A 23,582-nucleotide genomic window follows, 5' to 3' on the forward strand; every position below is an offset into this window, starting at 1 on the left:
TTGATGAAGGTCTGACGGGAGGACTTTGCTTGACGAAAGCCCGGTTTTCCTGTCGAAACGCATTTATGAACAGCATTGACGATATTCTTGGCGCGGCACAGGTTCCGGAGTTGGCGCGATCCATCCGCGAACGCCTTGGACACAGGTCTATTGTGCTCGTCGGATTGATGGGCGCAGGAAAATCCACTGTGGGTAAAAAACTGGCTTCGCTGGTCGAATTGCCGTTTTTTGATGCCGATAACGAGATTGAAAAAGTCTCGACCATGAGCATTCCTGAACTGTTCGAGGCTTATGGTGAAGCAGAGTTCCGCGATCTGGAACGCCGGGTCATCGCGCGTATGCTTGAAGACGGACCTATTGTTCTGGCAACGGGCGGTGGCGCCTACATGAATGAGCAGACGCGGGGCACGATCGCATCGGAAGGCATATCGATCTGGCTCAACGCGGAACTCGACGTGTTGATGAACCGGGTGGTGCGCAAGCAGAACCGGCCGCTCCTGAAGAACGACAATCCGCGGGCTGTCATGGAGCGGCTGATGAGCGAACGCTATCCGGTCTACGCGCGGGCGGATCTCACCATTCTCTCCCGCGAGGAAAAGAAAGAAATCATCGCGCTTGAAGCGATGCAGGCTGTTTCACAGCATCTGGACGACAAGGAATTCCCGCGATGAGCGAGCAGACGACAGTTCCGGTGAAACTCGGGGACCGTTCCTATGATATTCTCATCGGGTCGGGTCTGATCGATCGTGCCGGGCAGGAGATTGCCGCGCGCACGGGCGCAAGGCGCGTTGCCATCGTCAGCGACGAGAACGTTGCCGCGCTGCATCTGCAGCATTTGACGGACAGTCTGAAGGCGGGCGGGATCGAGTCGACACCGATACTTGTCACTCCCGGCGAAAAGTCGAAAGGCTTTGCAACGCTTGAAACCGTCACCAATGCAATTCTTTCGGCAAGGCTGGAGCGCGGCGATATCGTGATCGCCTTTGGCGGCGGCGTGATCGGTGATCTTGCGGGTTTTGCTGCGAGCATCGCCCGGCGCGGCATGGGCTTCGTACAGATACCGACTTCCCTGCTGGCCCAGGTGGATTCTTCCGTTGGCGGCAAGACCGGCATCAATACGGCGCACGGCAAGAACCTTGTGGGTGCATTCTATCAGCCGCAACTGGTGCTGGCCGACACGGATGTGCTCGACACGCTGAGTCCGCGCGAATTTCGTGCAGGCTATGCGGAAGTCGCCAAATACGGGTTGATCGACCGGCCGGATTTCTTCGCTTGGCTCGAAAAGAACTGGCAGGGCATTTTTGACGGCGGACCCGAGCGCATCCAGGCTATCGCCGTATCCTGCCAGTCAAAGGCCGATGTCGTGGCCCGTGATGAGCGCGAGACCGGTGACCGGGCGTTGCTCAACCTCGGCCACACGTTCGGCCATGCGCTGGAAACGGCCACGCATTACGATTCTGCCCGCCTCGTGCACGGCGAGGGCGTTGCCATCGGCATGGTTCTTGCGCACCAGTTCTCGGTCAAAATGAATCTGGCGAGCGACGACGATGCCAAGCGGGTCGAAGCACATTTGCGCCATGTGGGATTGCCGGTTTCCATCGGTGACATTCCAGGCGAGTTGCCCCCGGCGGACAAACTGATGGATTATATCGCGCAGGATAAAAAGGTGGCGCGCGGCGCGCTGACCTTTATCCTGACGCGGGGGATTGGTCAGTCCTTTATCGCCAGGGATGTGCCGCCGTCGGCAGTCCTCAGCTTTTTGCAGGAGAAGCACCCAAAATGAACCTGGAACTCTGGATCTTTTGCGGAATCATCTTCCTTCTGATCCTGATGTCTGGTCTGTTTTCAGGATCCGAAACTGCGCTGACCGCCGTATCACGCGCCCGTATGCACCGGCTTTCCAAACGGGGTGATGACCGCGCAACCGTTGTCGAAGGCCTTATCGAAAAGCGCGATCGCCTGATCGGCGTCATGCTGATCGGTAACAACCTGATCAATATTCTCGCGTCCTCGCTGACGACAAGCATGCTGCTCAATCTGTTCGGGCAGGCGGGCGTTGCCTATGCCACCGCGATCATGACCGTGCTTCTGGTTATTTTTGCCGAGGTCCTGCCAAAATCCTGGGCGATTTCCAGCCCGGACCGCAATGCGCTGGCGCTTGTGCGGTTTGCTCAGATTGCGGTGATGATCTTTGGGCCACTGTCGGATCTCGTCAACTGGATCGTGCGCCGCATCCTTGGCCTGTTCGGTATTGATCTTGGTTCCGTGACGTCGATGCTCTCGGCGCAGGAGGAACTGCGCGGCGCCGTCGATCTCCTGCACCGCGACGGTTCGGTGGTGAAACGCGACCGCGACCAGATCGGCGGCTTGCTCGATCTGCGTGAACTCGAAGTTTACGACGTCATGATTCACCGGACTGATATGGATTCGATCAATGCGGATGATCCGATCGAGGAGATCATCAGCCAGATTCTGGCGAGCCACCATACCCGCATCCCGGTCTGGCGCGGTGACAATGACAATATTGTTGGCGTCGTCCATGCGAAGGATTTGGTGCGTGCCATTCGCGATTCAAATCGGGATTTCTCCAAGATCAACATCATGAAGGTTGCGACGAAACCGTGGTTTGTGCCCGATACAACGACCCTGCAGGACCAGCTTAATGCGTTCCTGCGCCGCAAGGCGCACATAGCTATCGTCGTGGACGAATACGGCGATGTGCAGGGGCTGATCACGCTCGAAGACATTCTGGAAGAGATTGTCGGCGATATCGCGGATGAACACGACATCGACGTTCAGGGTTGCCGTCCTCAGCCGGATGGTTCGGTGCTGGTCGACGGCTCCGTTCCGATTCGCGACCTGAACCGTGCACTGGACTGGAACCTTCCCGATGCCGAAGCCACAACCATTGCTGGTCTCGTCATCCATGAAACCCAGAGCATTCCCACGGAAAAGCAGGCATTCACCTTCCACGGCAAGCGGTTCACAGTGTTGAAGCGCGAAAAAAACCGCATTACGCGGCTTCGTATTCGACCTTTGGAGGATGACGAGAAAACCAAAACGGGTTAAGCTGCCTGTATTGGTTTGGATATTTTAAGATATTGTTTTTAAAACGCATTCCCGCTTATGCGCTGGGGTTGAATGCATATTATTGTTGCTATTCTAAGTGGAATTGCCTCGCTTTTTTATTTGATTTTCAGGCTGCAATCGGCCGCTCGTTCCGTTCGGGAACTGGACAAAGATACTCATCACCTGAGAAACAAAGGCAAACGCGTGTTTGAAGGTTTCATCGGTTCGCGTCACGGGCGCATTCGCGATCCGCGGCTGGCGGCAACTGTCTTGATGATCCAGCTGGTGCGCACCGGCGCGCCGTTGACCAATGACGAAAGACTGAAGATCATCGCGCTTGTCAGAGGGCCGATGCAGATCAACGATCCCGATAGGATGTTCAGAAAAGCCTGGCGCTACACGACGCGTCGAGGCTCGTTTCCATCGATTGCCAGGGATATGATGCCGATGTTGCGGGCGCGTCTGAGTGTGGACGAGCGTTTTCAACTGATCGGGATGCTTCGGCAGGCTGCCGCTGCCTACAGTGAGGAGAGCGAGTTGCAGGCGGAAATGATCGCCGGCCTGCAACGTCAATTGATGCAGGCAGGCTAAGGTCCGGACCTCTAGGCTTTCCGGCGGGTTGCTTCACCTGGAGCTGAGGGTTCGAGCGCAAGCGCGTGGACGCTACCCGCCAGTTCCTCCTTCAGGACGTCATTGATTGCCCGATGGCGCGCAACGCGCGATAGGCCCTCAAATGCTTGTGCGACAATGCGCACGCGAAAATGCGTTTCACCGGATCCGTCGAATGTGGCATGATGCCCGCTGTCTTCATGATGGTGGCCGGCGTGCAGATGACTTTCGTTGATGACGGCCAGTGAAACAGGATGAAAAGCCTGCGTCAGTTTGTTTTCGATCGCTGACTGAGTGGACATTTCGTTCTCCTGCGCCCATATGGTAGTTTCATTTGGCAAATCCGTACATGATCACAAATTTACCGCCATTTCAGGCGTTAGGTTGATCCATGGGCAATTGTCAATTCTTGTCTTGTAAACCAATCCGTTGATAATCGTACGCAATGACCTCAAATTCGAAATATTTTGACAGCATCCGCATTCGCCCGAAAAAGGCGGAAGAGGAGAAATCGCGCGTTCCCGTGTGCCAGTGGGATGGCTGTGACAAGCCTGGTCCGCACCGCGCGCCGGTCGGGCGCATGAAAGAAGGCGAGTTCTTCCATTTCTGCATCGATCATGTCCGCGAGTACAACAAAGGCTACAATTATTTTTCAGGCCTCTCCGATGTGGAGGTTGCGCGCTATCAGAAGGAAGCTCTGACGGGCGATCGCCCCACCTGGACCGTTGCAGGTCTGCCGGGCAGCGGTGCTGGCGCCAGTGCTGCGGCTGCAGCATCCGGTGGTGCCAAGACGTCGCCGGACTTTTCCAAGTTGCGTTCGGGCCGGGCCGCCTATCAGAATCGTTTCCGTGACCCGAACAGCGTGTTCGGGGATGCTCGGCCGAGCGCGCGCTTGCGCAAAGCCAAGCCTTTGGAAGCAAAAGCGCTGGATACGCTGGGTCTTGACGTAAAAGCCACTGGCGAAGACATCAAGTCGCGCTATAAGGAGTTGGTGAAGCGCCATCATCCCGATGCAAACGGCGGTGATCGGGCTTCCGAGGATCGTTTCCGCGACGTTATCCAGGCTTATCAATTGCTCAAACAGGCTGGTTTTTGCTAAGGACCTTGTTTGGCTGAATTCGAAGCCTCCCCATTGAGGCTTCATGGGTGTGACTATCTTATTGCGTCTGCGCGTGCAGTCGCGCTGGAGGCATGATGAATAAGGTTGATCGCGATATTGCGAATTTGCCGGATACAACGGTTTCTGCCGCAAAGCTTTTCGGATTTGATACCGACATGATGGTCCCTGCCTACAAGGCAGGCGATGCTTACGTGCCGGAGACCGATCCGGATTATCTCTTCGACAAACAAACCACGCTGGCCATTCTGGCCGGGTTTGCCTTCAACCGGCGCGTCATGGTGTCCGGCTACCACGGCACAGGTAAATCAACCCACATCGAACAGGTCGCCGCCCGCCTCAACTGGCCGTGCGTGCGTGTCAACCTCGACAGCCACGTCAGCCGTATCGATCTCGTCGGCAAGGATGCGATCGTCGTCAAGGAAGGCATGCAGATCACGGAATTCCGTGACGGTATCCTGCCATGGGCCTACCAGCACAATGTGGCGCTGGTTTTCGACGAATACGATGCGGGCCGTCCGGACGTTATGTTCGTGATTCAGCGCGTCCTTGAATCATCCGGCCGCCTGACCCTGCTCGACCAGAGCCGCGTCATCCGCCCGCACCCGGCTTTCCGCCTGTTCTCAACGGCCAACACCGTTGGTCTCGGCGATACGACCGGCCTCTATCACGGCACGCAGCAGATCAACCAGGCGCAGATGGATCGCTGGTCCATCGTGACGACGCTGAATTATCTGCCGCATGACAATGAAGCGGCTATCGTTGCGGCCAAAGCCAAGCACTACCAGAACAAGGAAGGCAAGGAGATCGTCTCGAAGATGGTTCGCGTTGCCGACATGACCCGTGCGGCCTTCATCAATGGCGACCTGTCGACGGTGATGAGCCCGCGTACAGTCATTACCTGGGCTGAAAATGCCGATATCTTCAAGGATGTCGGCTTCGCCTTCCGTCTGACCTTCCTCAACAAATGCGATGAACTGGAACGTCCGATCGTTGCCGAGTTCTATCAGCGTGCGTTCGGCAAGGAACTGCCGGAGTCGACGGCCAATGTGGTCATAGGCTGAGCGTCATCAGAGCATGGCGGGCCCGGGAGACAATTCACGCACAAATCCGAAAGGTCCGGTTGATTCCGAGCCTTTCAAGCGCGCGGTTACGGCCTGCATGCGGGCCATTGCCGGTGACCATGAAATGGAAGTCGGGTTTGGCAATGATCGTCCGGCGCTGACCGGACACCGGGCGCGTCTGCCCGATCTGCCAAAACGCCCGACGGCGAATGATATTGCGGTCACCCGCGGTATTGGCGATTCCATGGCGTTGCGCAAGGCGTGCCACAATGATCGCATCCACGCGACTCTGGCGCCGGAAGGCAAACAGGCGCGCGCCATTTTCGATGCGGTCGAACAGGCCCGCGTCGAGGCGATCGGTGCCTTGCGCATGGATGGCATGGCCGAAAACCTCACTTCGATGCTTTCGGACAAATATTCACGTGCCAATTTCCCTGCCATTACAGACAAGGCGGAAGCGCCGCTGGAAGAAGCAATTGCCCTTGTGGTGCGCGAAAAGCTGACCGGCCGCAAAGCCCCTGAATCCGCTGGCAATGTCGTCGATCTCTGGCGTGACTGGATCGAGGAAAAGGCCGCGGCCGATCTTGAGCATCTCGGTGACAAGATCAACGATCAGAACGCCTTTGCGCGCGTTGTCCGCGAAATGCTGGCTTCCATGGAGATGGCCGAAGAGCTGTCGCAGGAAAACGAGCAGGACGAGGACCAGGAAAACAACGACGATGCGCCTGAGCCCGAAGAGAACAACGAGGGTGGCTCCGACGAGGACGAGGGCAGCGATGCATCCGAGGACGATGATTCGGAAAGTGCCAGCGATGACAGCCAGTCGGGCGAGACCGAAGCGGCCGATGCCTCATCCGACGAGATAGACGACGACGCGGATACGGATGCGGAAATGCCCGGTGAGGCACGCCGTCCGAATCAGCCGTTTTCCAATCTCGGCAGTGAGAGCGGCTACAAGATTTTCACGCAGGAATTCGACGAAACCACCGATGCGGAAGAGCTGTGCGACGATGCGGAACTGGAGCGTCTGCGCGCATTCCTCGACAAGCAGCTCGCCAATCTTTCCGGTGTCGTCGGCCGTCTGGCAAACCGTTTGCAACGCCGGTTGATGGCGCAGCAGAACCGGTCATGGGATTTCGACCTGGAAGAGGGCTATCTCGATCCGGCGCGTCTCGTGCGCGTTGTGATCGATCCCACGCAGCCCCTGTCCTATAAGCAGGAACGCGATACGGATTTCCGCGATACGATCGTCACGCTGCTGATCGATAATTCCGGTTCCATGCGTGGACGCCCGATTACCGTCGCGGCGACCTGCGCAGATATTCTGGCACGGACGCTTGAGCGCTGCGGTGTGAAAGTGGAGATTCTCGGCTTCACCACCAAGGCGTGGAAGGGTGGGCAGGCGCGTGAGGCGTGGCTGGAACGCGGCAAACCCGCCAACCCCGGCCGTCTCAACGATCTGCGCCATATCGTCTACAAGCGTGCTGACGCCCCGTGGCGCCGTTCCAGGCGCAATCTTGGGCTGATGATGCGCGAAGGGCTGCTGAAGGAAAACATCGACGGTGAAGCCCTGATCTGGGCGCACCAGCGTTTGCTGGGACGGCCCGAGCAGCGCAAGATCCTGATGATGATTTCCGATGGTGCGCCGGTCGACGATTCCACACTGTCGGTCAACCCCGGTAATTATCTCGAACGGCACCTGCGCGCCGTGATCGAAGAGATTGAAACCCGCTCTCCCGTCGAACTGATCGCCATCGGTATCGGCCATGATGTGACGCGTTATTACAGACGCGCGGTGACCATCGTGGATGCGGAAGAACTGGCCGGTGCCATGACAGAGCAGCTTGCTTCGCTGTTCGAAGAACAGGAACAGCGCCACGCAGCGGGTAGATCATCTGCGCGGAAACGTTGAGATGAGCCGCATCGCGCTGCTTGCCCGGCGCTTGCGGCTTTTACCTTTGATGGCCATCCTGTGCGTGTCGCCTTCCCTGGCGCAAACGAACGGCGTTACGCCGATAGTCGTCACGGTGCGGCCCGTTGCTTACTTCCGCGTAGGCTCCACCGAAACGCGGTTTGGCGACCTCGAATTTGTCGGTGGGCTGGAACTGCGCTCCAGCAACCGTGATTTCGGCGGCATGTCGGCGTTTCGCTATCTCGATGCGGGCAAGACCTTTCTCGGCATTACCGATACGGGCTTCTGGTATGCGGGAGACATGCAGCGGGACGCCAAAGGTGTTCCCGTCTCGATCACGGATTTCCGACTGGCGCCGATTCAGGATGCCGAGGGCAATGCCGTTGAAGGCAAACGCAATTCGGATGCGGAGGGCATGGCCGTATCGGGCAGGACGGTCACAGTCTCGTTCGAGCGTGTCCACCGGATCGCCGAGTTTGATCTGGATCTGAAGAATTTTGCCTCACGTCCAAAAGATTTGCCGCTGCCAGTTCCGAAAAGTGAACTGCGCAACAATCGCGCCTTTGAAACTGTCACCTATGCGCCTTCGGCAAGCCCGTTGCGCGGTGCGCGGGTTGCGGTGACGGAAAAAAGTATCAACAAAGCGGGCGATATCTATGCCGCAGTGCTTGAAGGGCCCGGCAGGGGTATCTTCTATATCAAACGGCTGGATAGCTTTGATATCAGCGACGGCGACTTTCTGCCCAATGGCGATCTGCTGCTGCTGGAGCGGCGTTTCAGCTTCGCCACAGGCGTCACGCTGCGCATCCGCCGGATTGCCGCTACCGATATCAAGCCGGGCGCGACGGTCGATGGTCCGTCCATTCTCGAAGCGGATATGCGTGACCAGATTGACAATATGGAAGGGCTGGATGTCTGGCAGGCCAGAGATGGGTCGACGCGCATCTCGATGATGTCAGACGACAACACGTCGATCCTGCAGAGAAATCTCTATCTGGAATTCCGGTTGGCTGAGTAGATCGCCGGGGCGAAAATGGCAAGGATCGCGCCGTAAGGCACCAGCATCACCACCGCCATGACAATCTTCACCATCAGGTCGCCAAAGCTGAGGGACATCCACAACGGTATCTCGCTGCCAAAGAAGGGCACCAGCGTGGCCAGAGATGAGTCTGCTTGTCCCGTTGCTGTGTCGATCCAGGCAAACTGGGTGGCAAAGGCAATGGAGAAGAAAAGTACCGTATCCAGCAGCGAGCCAAAAACAGCCGAAGCGAACGGCGCTTTCCACCAGGTGAGCTGGCGCAGCTTGCTGAACACCGTGATGTCGAGAAGCTGGGCGCACAGAAATGCTGTGCCCGAAGCGATGGCTATACGCGGCGTTGCCAGCCAGATCGACAGGATGACCGCGATGAAAAAACCGGCATAGACGACCTTACGGGCGAATTGCGGGCCGAAGCGTCGGTTCGACAGATCATTGACAAGGAAGGCAACGGGATAGGTGAAGGCACCGTAGGTCAGGATTTCGCCCAGTCCAAAGTGACTGAACGGGTACTGCACCAATATGTTGGATGCAGCCACCACCGCGCACATGGCGAGCACGGGGAAAATGAAATCTGACAGGGTATAGGCGCGCGAAAGCGGCATTTTTTTATCCTGGGTAATGGAACCAGCAACAATAAGGCCAGCGAGCGCTGGCCTCAAGCGATTACGATTTTAGAACCGTGTTGGCCGATCAGGCAGCAACAGGTGCTTCAGCCGACTTCTTGGCAATCTGACGCTTCAGGAGGCGTGCACGCTGTGACAGCTCCTTCTCGTCAGCCTTGTTCAAGAATGCATCCAGACCACCGCGATGTTCAACGGTGCGCAGGGCATGGGCCGAAACACGCAGACGAAAGCTCTGACCGAGAGCTTCGGAGATCAGCGTAACGTGGCAGAGGTTAGGCAGGAAGCGGCGGCGCGTTCTGTTGTTCGCGTGGCTCACATTGTTGCCGTACTGTACCGATTTAGCGGTCAATTCACATGTGCGGGACATTTGGGTCTCACCTTCAAAATTCATTACCTATAGCCCGAATGTTCTTGTTACCATCACACGTCGCCGTGCAGCGGCGCGCATTTCGGACAGGCGGCCTATTGGGAAGTCGCGTTTCTATAGTGATATGAGCCGCTCGCGTCAAGTGTGCTTCTGCTCCGGTTTTGTGTATTTAACCGATCGAAGGCAATGTTTAACACAACTTTGCCTGCTTTGTACGGTCTCACGAGAGGCAATTCACGCGTGCGTGATCCAATTTGAAGGAGCAGGACATGATTGGTCCCAATCAGCGGCCCGGCTACAGACTCACTCTCCTGGCGGCGGCCTCCCTGCTTGTCGCAGCGAACGCTTTTCCTGCAAGCGCAGAAGAAGTCTACAAGTCCGATTACCGGGTTTCCCTGCTTGGCCTGACGATTGCCAAGGCGAACTTTTCAACCCGCGTTGCAGATGGAACCTATGAGGTGTCAGGCGGATTGCGCAGTTCAGGGCTGGTCACGGTGTTTGATGACACCAAGGGCACTATCGATGTCAAAGGCCGGTTTGCCAAGACAGGCGCGGTGCCGAACTCCTATCTGGTCAAGTACCGGCACGGCAAGAAGGACAAGAGCACCTCTATTGCCTTTGCCAACGGCAACGTGACGGAGACGACCAATGTTCCCCCTGTCCGAAAGAAAGACAAATGGGTTGAGCTCACGCCGGACGCCTTGCAAGCCGTGGCCGATCCCATTTCCGGCGTCATGGTGGCGGCGGACAGTATCGGACAGGTCTGTACCCAGACATTGCACCTCTATGATGGCCAGACCCGCGTGGATCTCAAACTTTCTCCTTCCGGAAGTGCGCAGCCTTTTTCGACCAAGGGTTTCAAGGGGGATGCCATCACCTGTTCGGTCAAGTTTGTTCCCGTCGGCGGCTATCAGGCGGGCCGGGAAGCGATTGAATATCTGAAAAACAAGAGCAAGATCAGTCTCACCTTTGCATCCCTCGGCAGTTCCGGTATCTATTCGCCCGTGCAGGCGAAGATCGGCACGCAGATCGGAACGGTTACGGTTTACGCGACGCGTTTTGAAAAAATGCAGTAGAAGCGGCAGGGGCGCCGCTCTTTCGAACGGGGGCGGCGCGTGGCTACATCTGTCGGGTTTCTTGCGGTTATCATGTGGGCGATGCTCGCGCTGTTTACCGATGTCTCCGGCAAGGTGCCGCCGTTTCAGCTGACGGCGATGACATTCGCCATCGGTGCCGGCCTTGGACTGATTTCATGGCTCTGGCGGCCGGGTGCGGCGCAGCATCTGCGCCAGCCGGCAAAGGTCTGGCTTCTCGGCGTTGTCGGCCTGTTCGGCTATCACTTCCTGTATTTCACTGCCCTGCGCAATGCTCCGCCTGTTGATGCAAGCCTCATCGCCTATCTCTGGCCCCTGTTCATCGTGGTGGGCTCGGCCCTGATGCCGGGCGAGCGGCTGCGCTGGTTTCATGTGCTGGGAACCCTGTTGGGATTGGCCGGAACCGTTCTGATCATCACCAAGGGCGGCAACGTTGGCTTCGAGGCAAAAAATGCATTCGGCTACGCCATGGCCGGTCTCTGCGCGCTGACATGGGCGGCCTATTCGCTGCTCTCACGGCGTTTTGCCAGTGTGCCGACCGATGCGGTGACCGGTTTTTGCATGGCAACGTCCGTTCTGTCGCTGATCTCGCATCTGGCGCTGGAGAAGACCGTCTGGCCCGAATCGCTGACACAGTGGCTTGCGGTGCTGGGGCTCGGGCTTTTCCCGGTGGGCGCGGCTTTCTATGCCTGGGATTTTGGTGTCAAGCGCGGCAACATTCAAGTTCTTGGAGCGTCGAGCTATGCGGCGCCGCTGCTGTCGACGCTGGTGCTGATTATCGCGGGTGCAGCCGAACCGACGGTCCGCGTCCTTATGGCCTGCCTGCTGATCACCCTTGGCGCCGTGCTGGCCGCCAAGGAAATGCTTTTCAGGAAGAAGACCGCCTAGGCTTCCACCCGGTTGGAAGACTTCTTATGGTTTCCAACCCGCTTCGGCGAGTTCGAATTGGGCAAAGTCAAAACCCGGCGCAACGGTGCAGCCAACAAGCGTCCAGTCGCCGAGGGATCGTGCTGTCTGCCAGTAACCTGCGGGGACGATACCCTGCGGCCGCTCGCCTGCCGCGAGATCCATGCCAAGCCGATGGATTTCGTGCGAGGAGCCTTCAGTTGCAATGGTCAGCTCCAGCGGTGCGCCGCCATACCAGTGCCAGACCTCAGCGGCGTCTTTCACCCGATGCCAGGCCGAGACTTCATCCTTTTCGAGCAGAAAGTAGATGGCCGTGGAGTGACCCCGCCCGCCAACCGGCCAGCCGTTTTGATTGTCGCGAAACATCTGGATATAGGCGCCGCCTTCCGGATGGGGCTGCAGGCCAAGTTCGCTACGGATTTGCTCTGCGGTCAAAGTCATCAGAAATTATCCTTCCGCTTGCGGATTTCGGTGAAAACGGCTTCGTCGCTGGCGTCCTCCAGCTTGAGATTGCGGCGGATCGCCGGGTCATGCCAGCGCAGGAACGGGTTTGTTGCCATCTCGCGCAGGATGGTGGTGGGCAATGTCGGCAATCCCGCCTCGCGCAGGGCAAAAATTTCCTTGGCGCGTTCCTTCAATGCCGAATTATCCGGATCGATCGACAGCGCAAATCGCGCATTGCTTTCGGTATATTCGTGTCCGCAATAGATCTGTGTGTCGACCGGCAGCTTGATGAGATGGTTCAGCGATTTGAACATGGTCGCCGGTGTTCCCTCGAACAGGCGTCCGCATCCCAGCGAGAACAGGGTATCGCCGGTGAAGGCAATCTTGGCATCGGGGATGTGATAGGAAATCTCGCCTGCCGTATGGCCGGGTGTCGATAGGACGAACACGTCGAAATTGCCGAAGCGGAAGCGGTCGCCATGCTTCAGGGTGCGGTCGATGCCGGGGATATTGGCTTTTTCCGCTTCCGGGCCAAGAATTTCGGGTTTGAACCGCTTCTTCAGCGCAAGGTTGGCACCGACATGATCGTTGTGGTGATGGGTCGAGAAAATATGGGTGAGGGTCCAACCCCGGCGCTTCAGTGCTTCGAGGATGGGCTTTTCTTCCGGGGCGTCGATGGATGCGGTGAGATTGGCATCGGGGTCGTGGATGAGCACGCCGAAATTGTCGCTGAGCGCGGTGAATTGTTCTATCTGCAGATTTGACATGGGGCCTGTCCGGTTTGTGCGTTGCGATCAGGATAGCCAGCTGTCCGGCAGGCGCAACCCGTCTGACAGCCATTTTCTTGATGTTATGATTTGCCGTGTTAGGTCGTACATTCATGAATCTGGTTGAAATGGCGCCTGAAACGGCAAGAAGATGCGAGGAGAGGCGTGAAGGGCGGGGCCTTTCCCCCGGCCGAGGGGCTCGACACTGCAGCTTGCAGCCGTTTCGGCGTCCGAAGGATATGGTCCATTTGTCCGACTACTTCGTCGCAAAGGCTCGACAATGAACCACATTGCCATCGCCCTTGCTCCTTGTATCCGAACAAATGGCCGCATACCATTTCAACCAAGTTCACGAATGTACGACCTAGGTTGAATGCATGCATCTCGATATCATTGATCTTCGCGCCTTTTACGCTTCCACCCTTGGCCATCTGACCGAGCGGGCGATTTCCATGGCACTTGCGCCGATCTGGCCGAAACTCCCGGGCGAGCGGCTTGTCGGCCTCGGGTACGTCGTGCCCTATCTTGACCGGTTTCGCGGTGACACAGAGCGGACTTTTGCCTTCATGCCGGCCGGGCAGGGTGCGGCCAGCTGGCCGCCGGCGGAAGCCTCATCCACGGCACTGGTGTTCGAGGAAGACCTGCCCCTGCCGGATTCGGCCGTGGATCGCATCTTGATGGTGCATGCGCTGGAGCATGCGGAAGACCCGCGTGAAACCCTCAAGGAGATGTGGCGGGCGCTTGCCCCCAACGGGCGGCTGGTCATCGTCGTCCCCAACCGGCGCGGTATCTGGGCGCGTTTTGAACACACACCTTTCGGCAGTGGACGGCCCTATAGCCGCGGGCAGCTGATCCGCCTGCTGCGGGAAACCAATTTTACGCCGGGTCCATGGGCTGAGGCGCTGTTCTTCCCGCCGTCATCCAAGCGCTGGGTTATGCGCCCTTCCAGTCTGTTCGAACGGGTCGGACGGCGTTTCTGGCCGGTGTTCTCCGGTGTTCTTATCGTGGAAGCGCAAAAACGCATTTATCAGGGTCTGCCGGTGGCCAAGCGTGCATCACGGCGCGTGTTCGTGCCTGTGCTCTCGCCGCAAGGCACGGCGATGCGGCGGGATGGCCCCGAGGAGAATTGAACGGTTGGTGAGCTTGTCGAACCACGAACCATTTGACTGTGCAGAATAAATGCGTTCAGCGCCGGAGCAGGAATACGGCCTGCTGGCCGAAGAGGTTCCAGAACCCCCAGGGCATATTGAAGCCGATTCTCTGGCCGAACGCATTCAGCGCCACTGCGGTTTCGACCTGCGCGCCGATTTCCTTCGTCATGTCGACAAAGTCGCTGATGGTGCAGAAATGTATATTGGGCGTATCGTACCAGCTGTAGGGCAGTTCTTCCGTCACAGGCATGCGGCCGTTGACCAGCAGCGATGCGCGCATGCGCCAATGACCGAAGTTCGGGAATGAGACGATGGCCTTCTCGCCGATGCGCAAGAGCTCAGTCAGGACATTCTTCGGATTGCGCGTGGCCTGCAACGTCTGTGACAGAATCACATAGTCAAAGCCTGCATCGGGATAATATTTCAGATCGCTGTCCGCATCGCCCTGAATGACGGACAGGCCGCGCGCCACGGATTCGTTGACGCCTTTTTGCGACAGCTCAACACCGCGTCCATCGACGTTCTTTGTGTTCTGCAAGAGCTCTAGCAATTCGCCATCGCCACAGCCGACATCAAGCACCCGCGCACCGGGGTTGACCAGCGAGGCGATCACGTCAAAATCAACACGCGGAGTGGTATTCACGCTCATGGTTGCAGAAGTCCCCTGGCACGCGCTGCAGAGCGAATGAAGCCGTTTATGGCCGAGAACATTTCCGGCTCGTCCAGTAGGAAGGCGTCATGACCGCGATCCGTTTCAATTTCGACAAACGATACGGACGCTCCGGCGGCATTCAGGGCATGGGCAACGGTGCGGCTTTCGCTGGTCGGGAACAGCCAGTCGCTGGTGAAGGAGACAATGCAGAAACGCGTCCTTGAACCGGCAAACGCATCGGCGAGACGCCCCTGATGTTCTGCGGCAAGATCGAAGTAATCCATGGCGCGGGTCATGTAGAGATACGAATTGGGGTCGAAGCGGTCGACGAACGACATGCCCTGATGGCGGAGATAACTTTCAATCTGGAAATCCGCGTCAAAGCCGAACGTCACGTTCTGACGATCCTGCAGATTGCGTCCGAACTTGCGGTGCAGGGCGGTTTCCGAGAGATAGGTGATATGCGCGGCCATGCGGGCCACGGACAGACCTTTGCGCGGGACGGTGCCTTCTTCCAGATAACGTCCTTCCTTCCACTCAGGGTCCGCCATGACGGCCTGACGGCCCACTTCATGGAAGGCGATGTTCTGAGAGGAGTGGCGCGCACCTGTGGCAATGGCGACAGCAGCAAAAACCCGGTCTGAATGGCTCGACGCCCATTCCAGCACCTGCATGCCGCCCATGGAGCCGCCGACGACGGCGAAGAGCTGCTTGATGCCGAAGTGATCGATGAGCATGGCCTGCGCCCGCACCATGTCGGCAATGGTGATGATCGACAGGTCAAGCGCCCAGGGCTTGCCGGTTTCAGGATTGATCGAAGCCGGACCCGTCGAGCCGAGGCAGCCGCCAAGCACATTGGAACACAGGACAAAGAAGCGATCCGTATCGATAGGCTTGCCGGGGCCAACCAGCGTTTCCCACCAGCCATTCTTGCCGGTGACCGGATGCACATTGGCAACATGCTGGTCGCCGGTCAGCGCATGACAGATCAGGATGGCGTTGGACTTGTCGGCATTGAGTTCGCCGTAGCTCTGATAAGCGATGCGGAAGGGAGAGAGTGAAACGCCGCTGTCGAGATGCAACGGCTTATCGACGCCAAAATCCACCACGGGACTATGGGGATTTGTCGCTTCCTGACTTTTCTGGTCGATACCGGCGGATGGTTTGCTGAATTTCGTCATGTTCGCGTATTTCAAGCTTTGTGGGCCGTAGCTATGGTCGCGCCACCCGCAAAGTCAATGGTTTCTTTGATTTTCAGGGCAGCGTGTCGCAAGTTGGGCTCGACATCGGGCCTATTGGCGGCTATGCCCCGTGGCTTGAGCTATTGCCTGCGATGACCATCGATTTCAACGATGTTACGGATCTTGAGAATCATGACAACGACATTGAAAGACACGCGTCCCACTCCAAAACCCGGCGTTCTGGATATTGCCGCCTATGTCCCCGGCAAGGAATCGGCACCCGGTGTGGCCAAGGTCTATAAACTCTCATCCAATGAAACGCCTCTGGGCGCGAGCAAGCACGCGACCGATGCCTATCATAATGTATCCGAACGTCTTGAAATCTATCCGGACGGTCAGGCCGCGCTGCTCAAGCAAGCGATTGCCGACGTTCACGGATTGAATGCAGACAACCTCCTGTGCGGCAACGGCTCGGACGAACTGCTGGGGCTGTTGTGCCAGACCTATCTCTCGCCCGGCGATGAAGCTGTTTATACCGAACATGGTTTCATGGTGTACAAGATTTACATCATGGCAGCCGGTGCGACGCCAGTCGTGGCCAAGGAAAAGAATGAGCAGGCGGAAGTCGACGCCATTCTTGCTGCTGTCACGCCGCAGACCAAGATCGTATTTCTGGCCAACCCGAACAACCCAACCGGAACATACATTCCCTTCGAGGAGGTGCGCCGCCTGCACGCGGCCCTGCCGAAGAACGTCCTGCTCGTTCTCGATGCGGCCTATGCGGAATATGTGCGCCGTAACGATTATGAAGCCGGTGTCGAGCTCGTCTCATCGTTCGAAAATGTCGTGATGACCCGCACCTTCTCGAAGATTCATGGCCTTGCTGCGCTGCGGATCGGCTGGATGTTCGCACCCGCGCATGTCATCGACGCGGTCAACCGCATTCGCGGACCGTTCAACCTGAACTCCGCCGCCATCGCGGCGGGCGCTGCGGCGATTCGTGACCGTGCGCATGTCGACAAGGCTGTGGCCTTCAACGACACATGGCTGCCATGGCTGACAGAACAGCTGTCGGCGCTGGGTCTGCGCGTTACACCATCCGTCGGCAATTTCCTGCTCGTCCACTTTCCTCACGATGCGGCGAAGTCGGCCGAAAAGGCAGACTCCTATCTGACCAGCAAGGGCTATATTTTGCGCCGCGTTACGGGCTACGGATTCCCGAACGCGTTGCGCCTTACCATTGGATCCGAGGAAGCCAATCGCGGCGTAGTCGCTGCACTCTCCGAATTCTTGAAGTAAAAAATGTCTAAGATCCATTTCGATACAATTGCACTGATCGGTATAGGCCTGATCGGTTCTTCGCTGGCACGCGTCATCAAACGCGAAGGTCTGGCGGATCACATCGTCATCTCGACCCGCAGTGAAAGCACGCTGAAGCGTGCCGAAGCGCTGGGTCTTGGCGACAGCTATGTTCTTGACAGTGCAGAAGCGGTCAGGAATGCCGATCTGGTCATCATCTCCGTGCCTGTCGGCTCGTCCGGTGACGTTGCCAGACATATTGCCGGATCGCTGAAAGCAGGCGCCATCGTCACCGACGTCGGTTCAACCAAAGGATCGGTTATCGCCCAGATGCAGCCGGAACTGCCCGTTCATGTGCATTTCATTCCGGGCCACCCGCTGGCCGGTACGGAATATTCCGGACCCGATGCAGGCTTTGCCGAGCTCTTTGCCAACCGCTGGTGTATCCTGACGCCGCTTGAAGGCACCGATCCCGTTGCCCTCGATCGGCTAACGAAATTCTGGGAGGCTTGCGGCTCGCGGCTCGATACCATGGATCCGCTGCACCACGACCGGGTGCTGGCCATTGTCTCGCACCTTCCGCATATCATCGCCTACAACATTGTCGGTACGGCGAGCGATCTGGAAGAAGTGACCAATTCGGAAGTGATCAAATATTCCGCCTCCGGTTTTCGCGATTTCACCCGCCTTGCCGCGTCTGATCCAACCATGTGGCGTGACGTCTGCCTGCACAACAAGGACGCGATCCTTGAAATGCTGGCGCGGTTCTCCGAGGATCTGGCTTCGTTGCAGCGGTCAATCCGCTGGGGCGATGGCGATGCGCTGTTTGACCTTTTCACCCGCACCCGTGCCGTCCGGCGCGGGATTATCGATGCGGGTCAGGAAGTGGATGCGCCCGATTTCGGCCGGCAAAAGGCGGGCGCCAAGAGTTCCTGATAAAACTGCAATGGCTGCACCATATCGTTGCAACCTGATCTGCCCTTATAGGGACGGCAGGCGGCCGATGCTGATGAAGCCGACCGACATCTTCCCGTTCTTGACGGTAACGGGGAGGGTCGGCGCACCGCTTGCATCCTTCGGTACGAAGGCCATGGCCTGTACCACAGATGAGATGATCTTGTTCTGACCGGGGAAAATGCTCTTTACCGTAGTGGCGACGCTTTCGGGATTGCGCATCGTTATCTTGAAGTCGCCGCTGATGCGGCCGTCATCGGCCACAGAAAATGGTCCAGAAATAGCTACGCCGCTGCCATCGGGCAGGGCGAGGTCAACCCGGCGCAGAATGCCGCTCTGCCCGCGCAGAACGCTCAGATCCCGTTCCGTTTTGCCGATGAGAGCAAAGCCGTTTGCCAGCTGGATATCGGCCGCGCCTGTCAGTTCCGGCAAGGGTTTGTCGTAGATGGTGTTATCGGCGACCTTCAGATTGTTGAACGAAAGTGCGATATCCATCGCAGGCTCAATGGCGCGGAAATGCAGCTGCCCATCTTTCAGGGTCGCGAGCGGTGTAGCGGCACCAGAGGGGTTGTGCTGATTGATGACAACATTACTGCCCTCAAGCGAGAGGCGGCGCGGAATGGGCTTGTCGAGCCGGACGCTCGATTTGAGATTATCCCAATTGAGGTCAAGCGGCATCATGCCCGGCACATTGACTGCGGCAGGTCCGTCCACTTCGCTGACAATATGGAATGGGGCATAGATCTGCGCCGCCGAACGGAAGGCACCCGTACTGACCGAAACATTCTTGGCCTGATCCACCCATGACACGCTGGAGCAGTTGAGGCCAAGACGGAAGGGATAGCCGCGTGCCGTTGCGTTGTCGCAAGCGGCATTGATGCCCTTGGCCTGCAGACCGGCAATGTTGGTGGCGACGCGCGTTTCCAGCACATTGGCGAGATAATACCACCCGCCGGTATAGAGCAGGCCGATGATGACAATACCGACCGCCAGGAAACGGATACGCCTTCCGGCGTTGTAGCTTTTGTCGGCAGTGCTTGACGTCATGGTCCGGGTCTCGCTATCGGTCAGTGAAGGAACTTCGAAATGAAGTACAGCTATCAGGACGGATATGGGCGATTTTTGGGTCTTTGGCTATGGTTCTCTGATGTGGAAGCCCGGCTTTGCACATGTTGAAACGATGCATGCGCGTCTTCATGGCTACCGGCGGGCGCTGTGCGTGCATTCCTATGTGCACCGCGGAACACCGGAGCGGCCCGGTCTGGTGCTTGGCCTCGATCATGGCGGTTCGTGTCTTGGTCTTGCCTTTCGGGTTCCGGGCGAACTCGAAGACGAAGTGGTGACTTATCTGCGCGAACGGGAACTCGTCACGAATGTCTATCTGGAGAAGCGGCTGGCGCTTCGCCTCAGCGATGGCCGCAAGGTTGAGGCGCTGACTTACGTGGTTGACCGCAAGCACGTGCAATATGCCGGAGCGCTGACCGTGGAACAAGCCGCGGCGACCGTGCGCGGCTCCATAGGCCAATCCGGACGCAATGAGGACTACGTGCACAATACGCTTGAACATATGCGCAAGATGAACATTCGCGACCACTGGTTCGAAACACTGGTCGCCGCCATCGACCGCAATCCGGTCTAGCGATCAGGCGGTAATTTCATAAATGGGAACGGCGCAGGCTGCAGCTTGTCGAAGGGCGAACCACGCATAATAGGGGTTTGCAGACCTCGGAAATCTCAGATCATCACGCCCAGTTCTTTCAGCCGCTGAATCGCCGTCGGCGGCAGGGGTGGCGGATTTTTTGAGCGGGCCGCTTCAATAAGCAGTTCATCGCAGGCGGCCTCCGTCACGTCCTGCAGCTTTTTCAGGAATGTTTCCGCATCGAGACCCGGCTGGATCGGCGGGAGAATGCGGCAGCGGATCGTGCCGGGATAGCGGCGGAACTTGCGGCGCGGCCAATACAGGCCTGCAACGTGGGCGATGGGCAATACAGGCACACCCAATTCGCTGTAGATGTGGGCGACGCCATATTTGTAGGCGGGTGGTGCACCGGGTGCCGTGCGCGTACCTTCGGGATAGATCATCAGCTGTCGTCCCTGGGAAACCGCTTCGCGCGCTCCCCGGATCGCTGTCTTCATGGCGACTGAGCGCTTGCCCCGGTCAATCGGCACCATCTTCATCTTGAGGATGTACCAGCCGAAGAGGGGTATCCACATCAGCTCGCGCTTGAGAATATAGACGGGATCCGCGATCTGCGGCAGGAACGCATAGGCATCCCAGAACGATTGATGTTTCGGCGCGCAGATGTACGGACCATCGGGAATATTCTCGATACCCTCGATCACATGATCAGTGCCAGCCAGAACTTTCTGCAACCAATGGTTGGACCTCGCCCAATTTTTCGGAACGCTCCAGGCATTCTTGCGGGCGCTGAGGAAATAATAGGGCGTGAAGATGATCATCTGAATGATCAGGTTGAGATAGAAGGCTATATTGAAAACGATTGATCGGATGATCGTCATGGGGGTCCCGGTCATGGCGGTTGGCTAGGCCTTGGTTATACCAAGTTGACGGCGCCGTGAACTCCCTATCAGGACCTCTTCACCCATCGGACCATGGTTTCCGTTACGGCAGACAGACTATCGGGAAGAGCCGAGCGTATGACCGCGCCCAGATATTTCACGTATTCGACGACGAGCACGCGCACGACCTGGCCGCGGGCCAGCCAGTCGCCATTGCGCAAATCGCTGTTGACGATAGGGTAGGGGACGAATTCGATGTCCTGCGAGGCACGTCTGAGTTCAACCAGAGTTCGCGGCATGTGGTAATTATTGGTTACGACGATGACCCTGGTGTAATGATTGGCTTTGGCCCATTTGATGCTTTCGGATGCGTTGCCGATGGTGTCGAGTGCAGAGCGGTCAATGTCGACGCAGCACTCAAACAGGGTGGCATCGCCGCGCGTCACCCGCTGCAACTCGCCGCGTTTGGTCGAGGGATGGACTCCGCTGATGAAAAGCCGCTCGCCGCGCTTGTTTTTCAGGAGATCAAGGGCCCCTTCAATCCGGGAATAGCCGCCGGTGAGGACAATGATGCCGTCGGCTGGCTCAACCAGATCAGGTGTCTGCATTGTGCTGACGTGATCGCTGAAAACGATGAAGCCACCGAGGAACAGACCGAGCGCCAGAACGCCGAGCAGAAAGAAGGGACGTGCAACCCGCTTGCGCAGGGCAGATACAAGCCCGCGGGCACGGCCTTCATCGCCTGCCGGAGGTTGGTTGCTGCTGTCGTTCGCGCCGTCCATTTTCGGGTCACGCATTGCCTTGTTCGAGGGTCATACCGGGAGCTTATAGGCCTTGCCGGCAAATCTCCCCTAAATTCCATATCGACAAATTGATTCGAATGCTCAGGTATCGTGACTTTCGCCCGTGCGTCCGTCTACCCGGCGTAAATGCGCTATGACTGTCATTCGTGTTGTAATCATGGTCAAAACACTGACTGCGAGTATGATAAGGACGACGCCGGAGTAGCCGCCTGATCCGATGGAAAAATTACCGAACAGAGCTGTGGCCTGATCGGCTTCGGGCGTTGCCAGATTCCGCGACGACCACCAGCCGATGATCAGGAAGATCAGAATGGCCAGTGCCCCGCCGCACAATGCACCTTTCAGGGCAGTCCAGAAAAAATGCCGTTCGAATTGCCGGGCAACGAATTTCTGTTCCGCGCCGATAAAATGCAGCACTTCGATGATGTGACCATTACCTGCCATGGCGCCGCGCGTGGCAAAAATAACGGTCAGCACCGTGGCGGCAATGACCAGTCCCAGGACGGCCATGCCGATCAGCACCGTGGAGCGGGCCATGGAGACAAGCCGGTCAACCCAGTTGCGGTGATCATCGAAACTCGCGCCCGGGACATTTTTGACGAGTTCGCTGCGCAGCGTGGCGAAATCCGGCGGTGATGCTTCGTCCAGTGTAACGACCACCAGTCTTGGAACCGGCAGTTCATCAATGTTGAGGCCTGTGCCAAGCCACGGCTCCAGCAGCCGGGCCGTCGCTGCGCGATCAATGACGCGGGTTGATTTGACGCCGGCAAAGCCTTCCGCCAGCTTGCTGGCCTGTGCCAGCAGTTTCTCCATGTCCTGCCCTTCGACGGGGCGTATCTGAATGGTGGCTTCAGTCGATATCTGGCTTTGCCATGTGGCAGCGGTTGACTGAACGAGGCTGACCGCGCCGATGGTGAGGCAGGCGAGGAACGTCATGATGGCGATGACGATCATCAGCGCGTGCCCGACGACGTTGCCGGCGGGCACAATCGGCGCCTGCCCGTTCTTGCCGCGCACAAGCTGTACGGCCCGGTCTTTCAGATCCAGGGCCAGTTCCCGGAGACGGGCGGCATCAATCATAGATGTCGAGCCTCCCCTGATCCAGAATCATGCGACGGGCATTGACCTGGTCCATAAGGGTGAGATCGTGGGTCGCAATGACTACAGCCGTTCCTGAACGGTTGAGTTCGCCGAACAGGCGCAGCAAGCGCCGGGCAAGGGGCGGGTCGACGTTGCCGGTCGGTTCGTCCGCCAGCAGAATTTCCGGTTGATCGATCAGCGCCCGTGCAATGGCCGCACGCTGTTTTTCACCACCGGAAAGGACCGGCGGCAACACGTGCATACGCTCCCCCAGCCCCACCCAGTGCAACAGTTCTTCCACCTCGGCACGGTACGTCGCCTCCTCCTTGCCGCGCACGCGCAGCGGCAGGGCGACATTCTGGTAGGTTGTCATGTGATCAAGCAGGCGGAAGTCCTGAAACACCACACCGATACGGCGGCGCAACAAAGGCATTTCCTTGGATGAAATCGTGGCAATATCCTTGCCGAAAACAGTGATGAGGCCGCGCGTCGGCTTTAGTGTCATGAACAGCAGACGCAGCAGCGAGGTCTTGCCCGCGCCCGAAGGGCCAGTCAAAAACTGGAACGAACGGGGTGAAATATGGAGGCTGACATCACGCAGAACCTCCGGGCCCATCCCGTATCGCAAACCGACATTCTCAAAACGAATCAAGCTGACTTTCCAAGTTTCTTGTCCACGCGTGTTTTATTCAGCGCGGACGGATTTGACCACCCATCAATCGCCGCGCCGTTCGTCGAAACATTAATTATTGAGCGGTAGGCTCTAATAATGATTCGGAGGAACATGACTGCAACATGGCAGAGCGGTTCGAAAACGCGTGATTGCACGGTTTAAATCCATGAGAGGCGAAACTCTTTCGCATATCGTACCCACGCTGCACTTTGACAAAGGCGGAGTGGAGGACGCGGTGTACGAATCCGTGTATCGCCA

26 protein-coding genes are annotated in these 23,582 nt (G+C 57.8%); 14 read left to right on the forward strand and 12 right to left on the reverse strand.

The window, feature by feature from the left end; translation table 11 throughout:
• The first annotated feature begins 65 nt into the window (after positions 1-65).
• The 4 genes from FHW16_RS25660 to FHW16_RS25675 all read left to right on the forward strand — a co-directional run bounded on the left by FHW16_RS25660 (position 66) and on the right by FHW16_RS25675 (position 3,660).
• Positions 66-671: a shikimate kinase gene (locus tag FHW16_RS25660; protein WP_182552114.1), complete on the forward strand. Its 606-nt coding sequence runs from the start codon at positions 66-68 to the stop codon at positions 669-671.
• The gene (gene aroB, locus FHW16_RS25665) at positions 668-1,783 is read left to right on the forward strand and encodes a 3-dehydroquinate synthase (protein WP_182552115.1); all 1,116 of its coding nucleotides are present in this window, start codon (positions 668-670) and stop codon (positions 1,781-1,783) included. Before FHW16_RS25660 ends, aroB begins: the two co-directional genes overlap by 4 nt.
• A complete protein-coding gene (locus tag FHW16_RS25670) occupies positions 1,780-3,069 on the forward strand; it encodes an HlyC/CorC family transporter (RefSeq protein ID WP_182552116.1) in 1,290 nt (429 codons plus the stop codon). The genes aroB and FHW16_RS25670 overlap by 4 nt, the downstream gene beginning before the upstream one ends.
• 72 nt (positions 3,070-3,141) lie before the next feature.
• Positions 3,142-3,660: a TerB family tellurite resistance protein gene (locus tag FHW16_RS25675; RefSeq protein ID WP_182552117.1), complete on the forward strand. Its 519-nt coding sequence runs from the start codon at positions 3,142-3,144 to the stop codon at positions 3,658-3,660.
• An 11-nt stretch (positions 3,661-3,671) separates the two neighbouring features.
• On the opposite strand, the gene FHW16_RS25680 is transcribed toward FHW16_RS25675, so the two are convergent.
• Positions 3,672-3,980, reverse strand: a complete 309-nt coding sequence (locus tag FHW16_RS25680) for a BolA family protein (protein WP_182552118.1) — start codon at positions 3,978-3,980, stop codon at positions 3,672-3,674.
• A 143-nt stretch (positions 3,981-4,123) separates the two neighbouring features.
• Here FHW16_RS25680 and FHW16_RS25685 point away from each other — a divergent pair, with 143 nt between their 5' ends.
• The 4 genes from FHW16_RS25685 (at position 4,124) to FHW16_RS25700 (ending at position 8,789) form a co-directional block, all read left to right on the forward strand.
• The gene (locus tag FHW16_RS25685; RefSeq protein WP_182552119.1) at positions 4,124-4,777 is read left to right on the forward strand and encodes a J domain-containing protein; all 654 of its coding nucleotides are present in this window, start codon (positions 4,124-4,126) and stop codon (positions 4,775-4,777) included.
• A gap of 95 nt (positions 4,778-4,872) precedes the next feature.
• On the forward strand, positions 4,873-5,859 hold the full coding sequence (gene cobS / locus FHW16_RS25690; RefSeq protein ID WP_182552120.1) for a cobaltochelatase subunit CobS: 987 nt from the start codon (positions 4,873-4,875) through the stop codon (positions 5,857-5,859).
• Positions 5,860-5,872: 13 nt separating this feature from the next.
• Positions 5,873-7,771 carry a cobaltochelatase subunit CobT gene (cobT, locus tag FHW16_RS25695; RefSeq protein WP_182552121.1) on the forward strand — a complete coding sequence of 633 codons (1,899 nt, stop codon included), beginning with the start codon at positions 5,873-5,875 and terminating at the stop codon, positions 7,769-7,771.
• A gap of 1 nt (position 7,772) precedes the next feature.
• Positions 7,773-8,789 carry an esterase-like activity of phytase family protein gene (locus FHW16_RS25700; RefSeq protein ID WP_182552122.1) on the forward strand — a complete coding sequence of 339 codons (1,017 nt, stop codon included), beginning with the start codon at positions 7,773-7,775 and terminating at the stop codon, positions 8,787-8,789.
• On the opposite strand, the gene FHW16_RS25705 is transcribed toward FHW16_RS25700, so the two are convergent.
• Positions 8,762-9,412, reverse strand: a complete 651-nt coding sequence (locus FHW16_RS25705; RefSeq protein WP_182552123.1) for a VUT family protein — start codon at positions 9,410-9,412, stop codon at positions 8,762-8,764. The genes FHW16_RS25700 and FHW16_RS25705 overlap by 28 nt on opposite strands.
• An 88-nt stretch (positions 9,413-9,500) precedes the next feature.
• The gene (gene rpmB, locus FHW16_RS25710; RefSeq protein ID WP_091879976.1) at positions 9,501-9,800 is read right to left on the reverse strand and encodes a 50S ribosomal protein L28; all 300 of its coding nucleotides are present in this window, start codon (positions 9,798-9,800) and stop codon (positions 9,501-9,503) included.
• A gap of 269 nt (positions 9,801-10,069) precedes the next feature.
• On the opposite strand from rpmB, the gene FHW16_RS25715 reads away from it, so the two are divergent.
• Together FHW16_RS25715 and yddG are read left to right on the forward strand one after the other, a co-directional pair.
• A complete protein-coding gene (locus FHW16_RS25715) occupies positions 10,070-10,876 on the forward strand; it encodes a DUF3108 domain-containing protein (protein WP_182552124.1) in 807 nt (268 codons plus the stop codon).
• A 39-nt stretch (positions 10,877-10,915) separates the two neighbouring features.
• Positions 10,916-11,782 carry an aromatic amino acid exporter YddG gene (yddG, locus tag FHW16_RS25720; RefSeq protein WP_182552125.1) on the forward strand — a complete coding sequence of 289 codons (867 nt, stop codon included), beginning with the start codon at positions 10,916-10,918 and terminating at the stop codon, positions 11,780-11,782.
• Between the two features lie 24 nt (positions 11,783-11,806).
• Here the strand turns inward: yddG and FHW16_RS25725 are convergent, their stop codons facing one another.
• Positions 11,807-12,241, reverse strand: coding sequence for a cupin domain-containing protein (locus FHW16_RS25725; protein ID WP_182552126.1), 435 nt, complete (start codon positions 12,239-12,241; stop codon positions 11,807-11,809).
• Positions 12,241-13,011, reverse strand: coding sequence for a hydroxyacylglutathione hydrolase (gene gloB / locus FHW16_RS25730; RefSeq protein WP_182552127.1), 771 nt, complete (start codon positions 13,009-13,011; stop codon positions 12,241-12,243). The genes FHW16_RS25725 and gloB overlap by 1 nt, the downstream gene beginning before the upstream one ends.
• Before the next feature lie 377 nt (positions 13,012-13,388).
• Here gloB and FHW16_RS25735 point away from each other — a divergent pair, with 377 nt between their 5' ends.
• Complete coding sequence (locus FHW16_RS25735) at positions 13,389-14,141, forward strand: class I SAM-dependent methyltransferase (RefSeq protein WP_182552128.1); 753 nt, start codon at positions 13,389-13,391, stop codon at positions 14,139-14,141.
• A 55-nt stretch (positions 14,142-14,196) separates the two neighbouring features.
• Here FHW16_RS25735 and metW read toward each other — a convergent pair whose 3' ends face one another.
• Both metW and metX read right to left on the reverse strand, forming a co-directional pair.
• A complete protein-coding gene (metW, locus tag FHW16_RS25740; protein ID WP_182552129.1) occupies positions 14,197-14,811 on the reverse strand; it encodes a methionine biosynthesis protein MetW in 615 nt (204 codons plus the stop codon).
• A complete protein-coding gene (gene metX / locus FHW16_RS25745) occupies positions 14,808-15,995 on the reverse strand; it encodes a homoserine O-acetyltransferase MetX (protein WP_182552130.1) in 1,188 nt (395 codons plus the stop codon). The genes metW and metX overlap by 4 nt, the downstream gene beginning before the upstream one ends.
• 192 nt (positions 15,996-16,187) lie before the next feature.
• Here metX and hisC point away from each other — a divergent pair, with 192 nt between their 5' ends.
• Together hisC and FHW16_RS25755 are read left to right on the forward strand one after the other, a co-directional pair.
• A complete protein-coding gene (gene hisC, locus FHW16_RS25750) occupies positions 16,188-17,294 on the forward strand; it encodes a histidinol-phosphate transaminase (protein ID WP_182552131.1) in 1,107 nt (368 codons plus the stop codon).
• A gap of 3 nt (positions 17,295-17,297) precedes the next feature.
• The gene (locus FHW16_RS25755; RefSeq protein ID WP_182552132.1) at positions 17,298-18,230 is read left to right on the forward strand and encodes a prephenate/arogenate dehydrogenase family protein; all 933 of its coding nucleotides are present in this window, start codon (positions 17,298-17,300) and stop codon (positions 18,228-18,230) included.
• 45 nt (positions 18,231-18,275) lie between these two features.
• Here FHW16_RS25755 and FHW16_RS25760 read toward each other — a convergent pair whose 3' ends face one another.
• Positions 18,276-19,295 carry a DUF2125 domain-containing protein gene (locus tag FHW16_RS25760; protein ID WP_182552133.1) on the reverse strand — a complete coding sequence of 340 codons (1,020 nt, stop codon included), beginning with the start codon at positions 19,293-19,295 and terminating at the stop codon, positions 18,276-18,278.
• 64 nt (positions 19,296-19,359) lie between these two features.
• Here FHW16_RS25760 and FHW16_RS25765 point away from each other — a divergent pair, with 64 nt between their 5' ends.
• Positions 19,360-19,887 carry a gamma-glutamylcyclotransferase gene (locus tag FHW16_RS25765; RefSeq protein ID WP_182552134.1) on the forward strand — a complete coding sequence of 176 codons (528 nt, stop codon included), beginning with the start codon at positions 19,360-19,362 and terminating at the stop codon, positions 19,885-19,887.
• A 95-nt stretch (positions 19,888-19,982) separates the two neighbouring features.
• Here FHW16_RS25765 and FHW16_RS25770 read toward each other — a convergent pair whose 3' ends face one another.
• The 4 genes from FHW16_RS25770 to ftsE all read right to left on the reverse strand — a co-directional run bounded on the left by FHW16_RS25770 (position 19,983) and on the right by ftsE (position 23,267).
• Positions 19,983-20,768 (reverse strand): lysophospholipid acyltransferase family protein, encoded by a 786-nt coding sequence (locus FHW16_RS25770; RefSeq protein ID WP_182552190.1) that lies wholly within the window; start codon positions 20,766-20,768, stop codon positions 19,983-19,985.
• A gap of 68 nt (positions 20,769-20,836) precedes the next feature.
• The gene (locus FHW16_RS25775; RefSeq protein ID WP_246711965.1) at positions 20,837-21,565 is read right to left on the reverse strand and encodes a YdcF family protein; all 729 of its coding nucleotides are present in this window, start codon (positions 21,563-21,565) and stop codon (positions 20,837-20,839) included.
• An 87-nt stretch (positions 21,566-21,652) separates the two neighbouring features.
• The gene (locus tag FHW16_RS25780; RefSeq protein ID WP_182552135.1) at positions 21,653-22,651 is read right to left on the reverse strand and encodes a cell division protein FtsX; all 999 of its coding nucleotides are present in this window, start codon (positions 22,649-22,651) and stop codon (positions 21,653-21,655) included.
• Positions 22,644-23,267 (reverse strand): cell division ATP-binding protein FtsE, encoded by a 624-nt coding sequence (gene ftsE / locus FHW16_RS25785; RefSeq protein WP_245421113.1) that lies wholly within the window; start codon positions 23,265-23,267, stop codon positions 22,644-22,646. Before ftsE ends, FHW16_RS25780 begins: the two co-directional genes overlap by 8 nt.
• Between the last annotated feature and the right edge of the window lie 315 nt (positions 23,268-23,582).

The sequence above is a fragment of the Phyllobacterium myrsinacearum genome, assembly GCF_014138285.1.
Classification (GTDB): domain Bacteria; phylum Pseudomonadota; class Alphaproteobacteria; order Rhizobiales; family Rhizobiaceae; genus Phyllobacterium; species Phyllobacterium myrsinacearum_A.

Bases quoted from the DNA above. Each gene is read 5' to 3' on its own strand.
- FHW16_RS25660 (WP_182552114.1), top strand. From the start codon at position 66: ATGAACAGCATTGACGATATTCTTGGCGCGGCACAGGTTCCGGAGTTG.
- aroB (WP_182552115.1), top strand. From the start codon at position 668: ATGAGCGAGCAGACGACAGTTCCGGTGAAACTCGGGGACCGTTCCTAT.
- FHW16_RS25670 (WP_182552116.1), top strand. From the start codon at position 1,780: ATGAACCTGGAACTCTGGATCTTTTGCGGAATCATCTTCCTTCTGATC.
- FHW16_RS25675 (WP_182552117.1), top strand. From the start codon at position 3,142: ATGCATATTATTGTTGCTATTCTAAGTGGAATTGCCTCGCTTTTTTAT.
- FHW16_RS25680 (WP_182552118.1), bottom strand. From the start codon at position 3,980: ATGTCCACTCAGTCAGCGATCGAAAACAAACTGACGCAGGCTTTTCAT.
- FHW16_RS25685 (WP_182552119.1), top strand. From the start codon at position 4,124: ATGACCTCAAATTCGAAATATTTTGACAGCATCCGCATTCGCCCGAAA.
- cobS (WP_182552120.1), top strand. From the start codon at position 4,873: ATGAATAAGGTTGATCGCGATATTGCGAATTTGCCGGATACAACGGTT.
- cobT (WP_182552121.1), top strand. From the start codon at position 5,873: ATGGCGGGCCCGGGAGACAATTCACGCACAAATCCGAAAGGTCCGGTT.
- FHW16_RS25700 (WP_182552122.1), top strand. From the start codon at position 7,773: ATGAGCCGCATCGCGCTGCTTGCCCGGCGCTTGCGGCTTTTACCTTTG.
- FHW16_RS25705 (WP_182552123.1), bottom strand. From the start codon at position 9,412: ATGCCGCTTTCGCGCGCCTATACCCTGTCAGATTTCATTTTCCCCGTG.
- rpmB (WP_091879976.1), bottom strand. From the start codon at position 9,800: ATGTCCCGCACATGTGAATTGACCGCTAAATCGGTACAGTACGGCAAC.
- FHW16_RS25715 (WP_182552124.1), top strand. From the start codon at position 10,070: ATGATTGGTCCCAATCAGCGGCCCGGCTACAGACTCACTCTCCTGGCG.
- FHW16_RS25725 (WP_182552126.1), bottom strand. From the start codon at position 12,241: ATGACTTTGACCGCAGAGCAAATCCGTAGCGAACTTGGCCTGCAGCCC.
- gloB (WP_182552127.1), bottom strand. From the start codon at position 13,011: ATGTCAAATCTGCAGATAGAACAATTCACCGCGCTCAGCGACAATTTC.
- FHW16_RS25735 (WP_182552128.1), top strand. From the start codon at position 13,389: ATGCATCTCGATATCATTGATCTTCGCGCCTTTTACGCTTCCACCCTT.
- metW (WP_182552129.1), bottom strand. From the start codon at position 14,811: ATGAGCGTGAATACCACTCCGCGTGTTGATTTTGACGTGATCGCCTCG.
- metX (WP_182552130.1), bottom strand. From the start codon at position 15,995: ATGACGAAATTCAGCAAACCATCCGCCGGTATCGACCAGAAAAGTCAG.
- hisC (WP_182552131.1), top strand. From the start codon at position 16,188: ATGACAACGACATTGAAAGACACGCGTCCCACTCCAAAACCCGGCGTT.
- FHW16_RS25755 (WP_182552132.1), top strand. From the start codon at position 17,298: ATGTCTAAGATCCATTTCGATACAATTGCACTGATCGGTATAGGCCTG.
- FHW16_RS25760 (WP_182552133.1), bottom strand. From the start codon at position 19,295: ATGACGTCAAGCACTGCCGACAAAAGCTACAACGCCGGAAGGCGTATC.
- FHW16_RS25765 (WP_182552134.1), top strand. From the start codon at position 19,360: ATGGGCGATTTTTGGGTCTTTGGCTATGGTTCTCTGATGTGGAAGCCC.
- FHW16_RS25770 (WP_182552190.1), bottom strand. From the start codon at position 20,768: ATGACGATCATCCGATCAATCGTTTTCAATATAGCCTTCTATCTCAAC.
- FHW16_RS25775 (WP_246711965.1), bottom strand. From the start codon at position 21,565: ATGCGTGACCCGAAAATGGACGGCGCGAACGACAGCAGCAACCAACCT.
- FHW16_RS25780 (WP_182552135.1), bottom strand. From the start codon at position 22,651: ATGATTGATGCCGCCCGTCTCCGGGAACTGGCCCTGGATCTGAAAGAC.
- ftsE (WP_245421113.1), bottom strand. From the start codon at position 23,267: ATGGGCCCGGAGGTTCTGCGTGATGTCAGCCTCCATATTTCACCCCGT.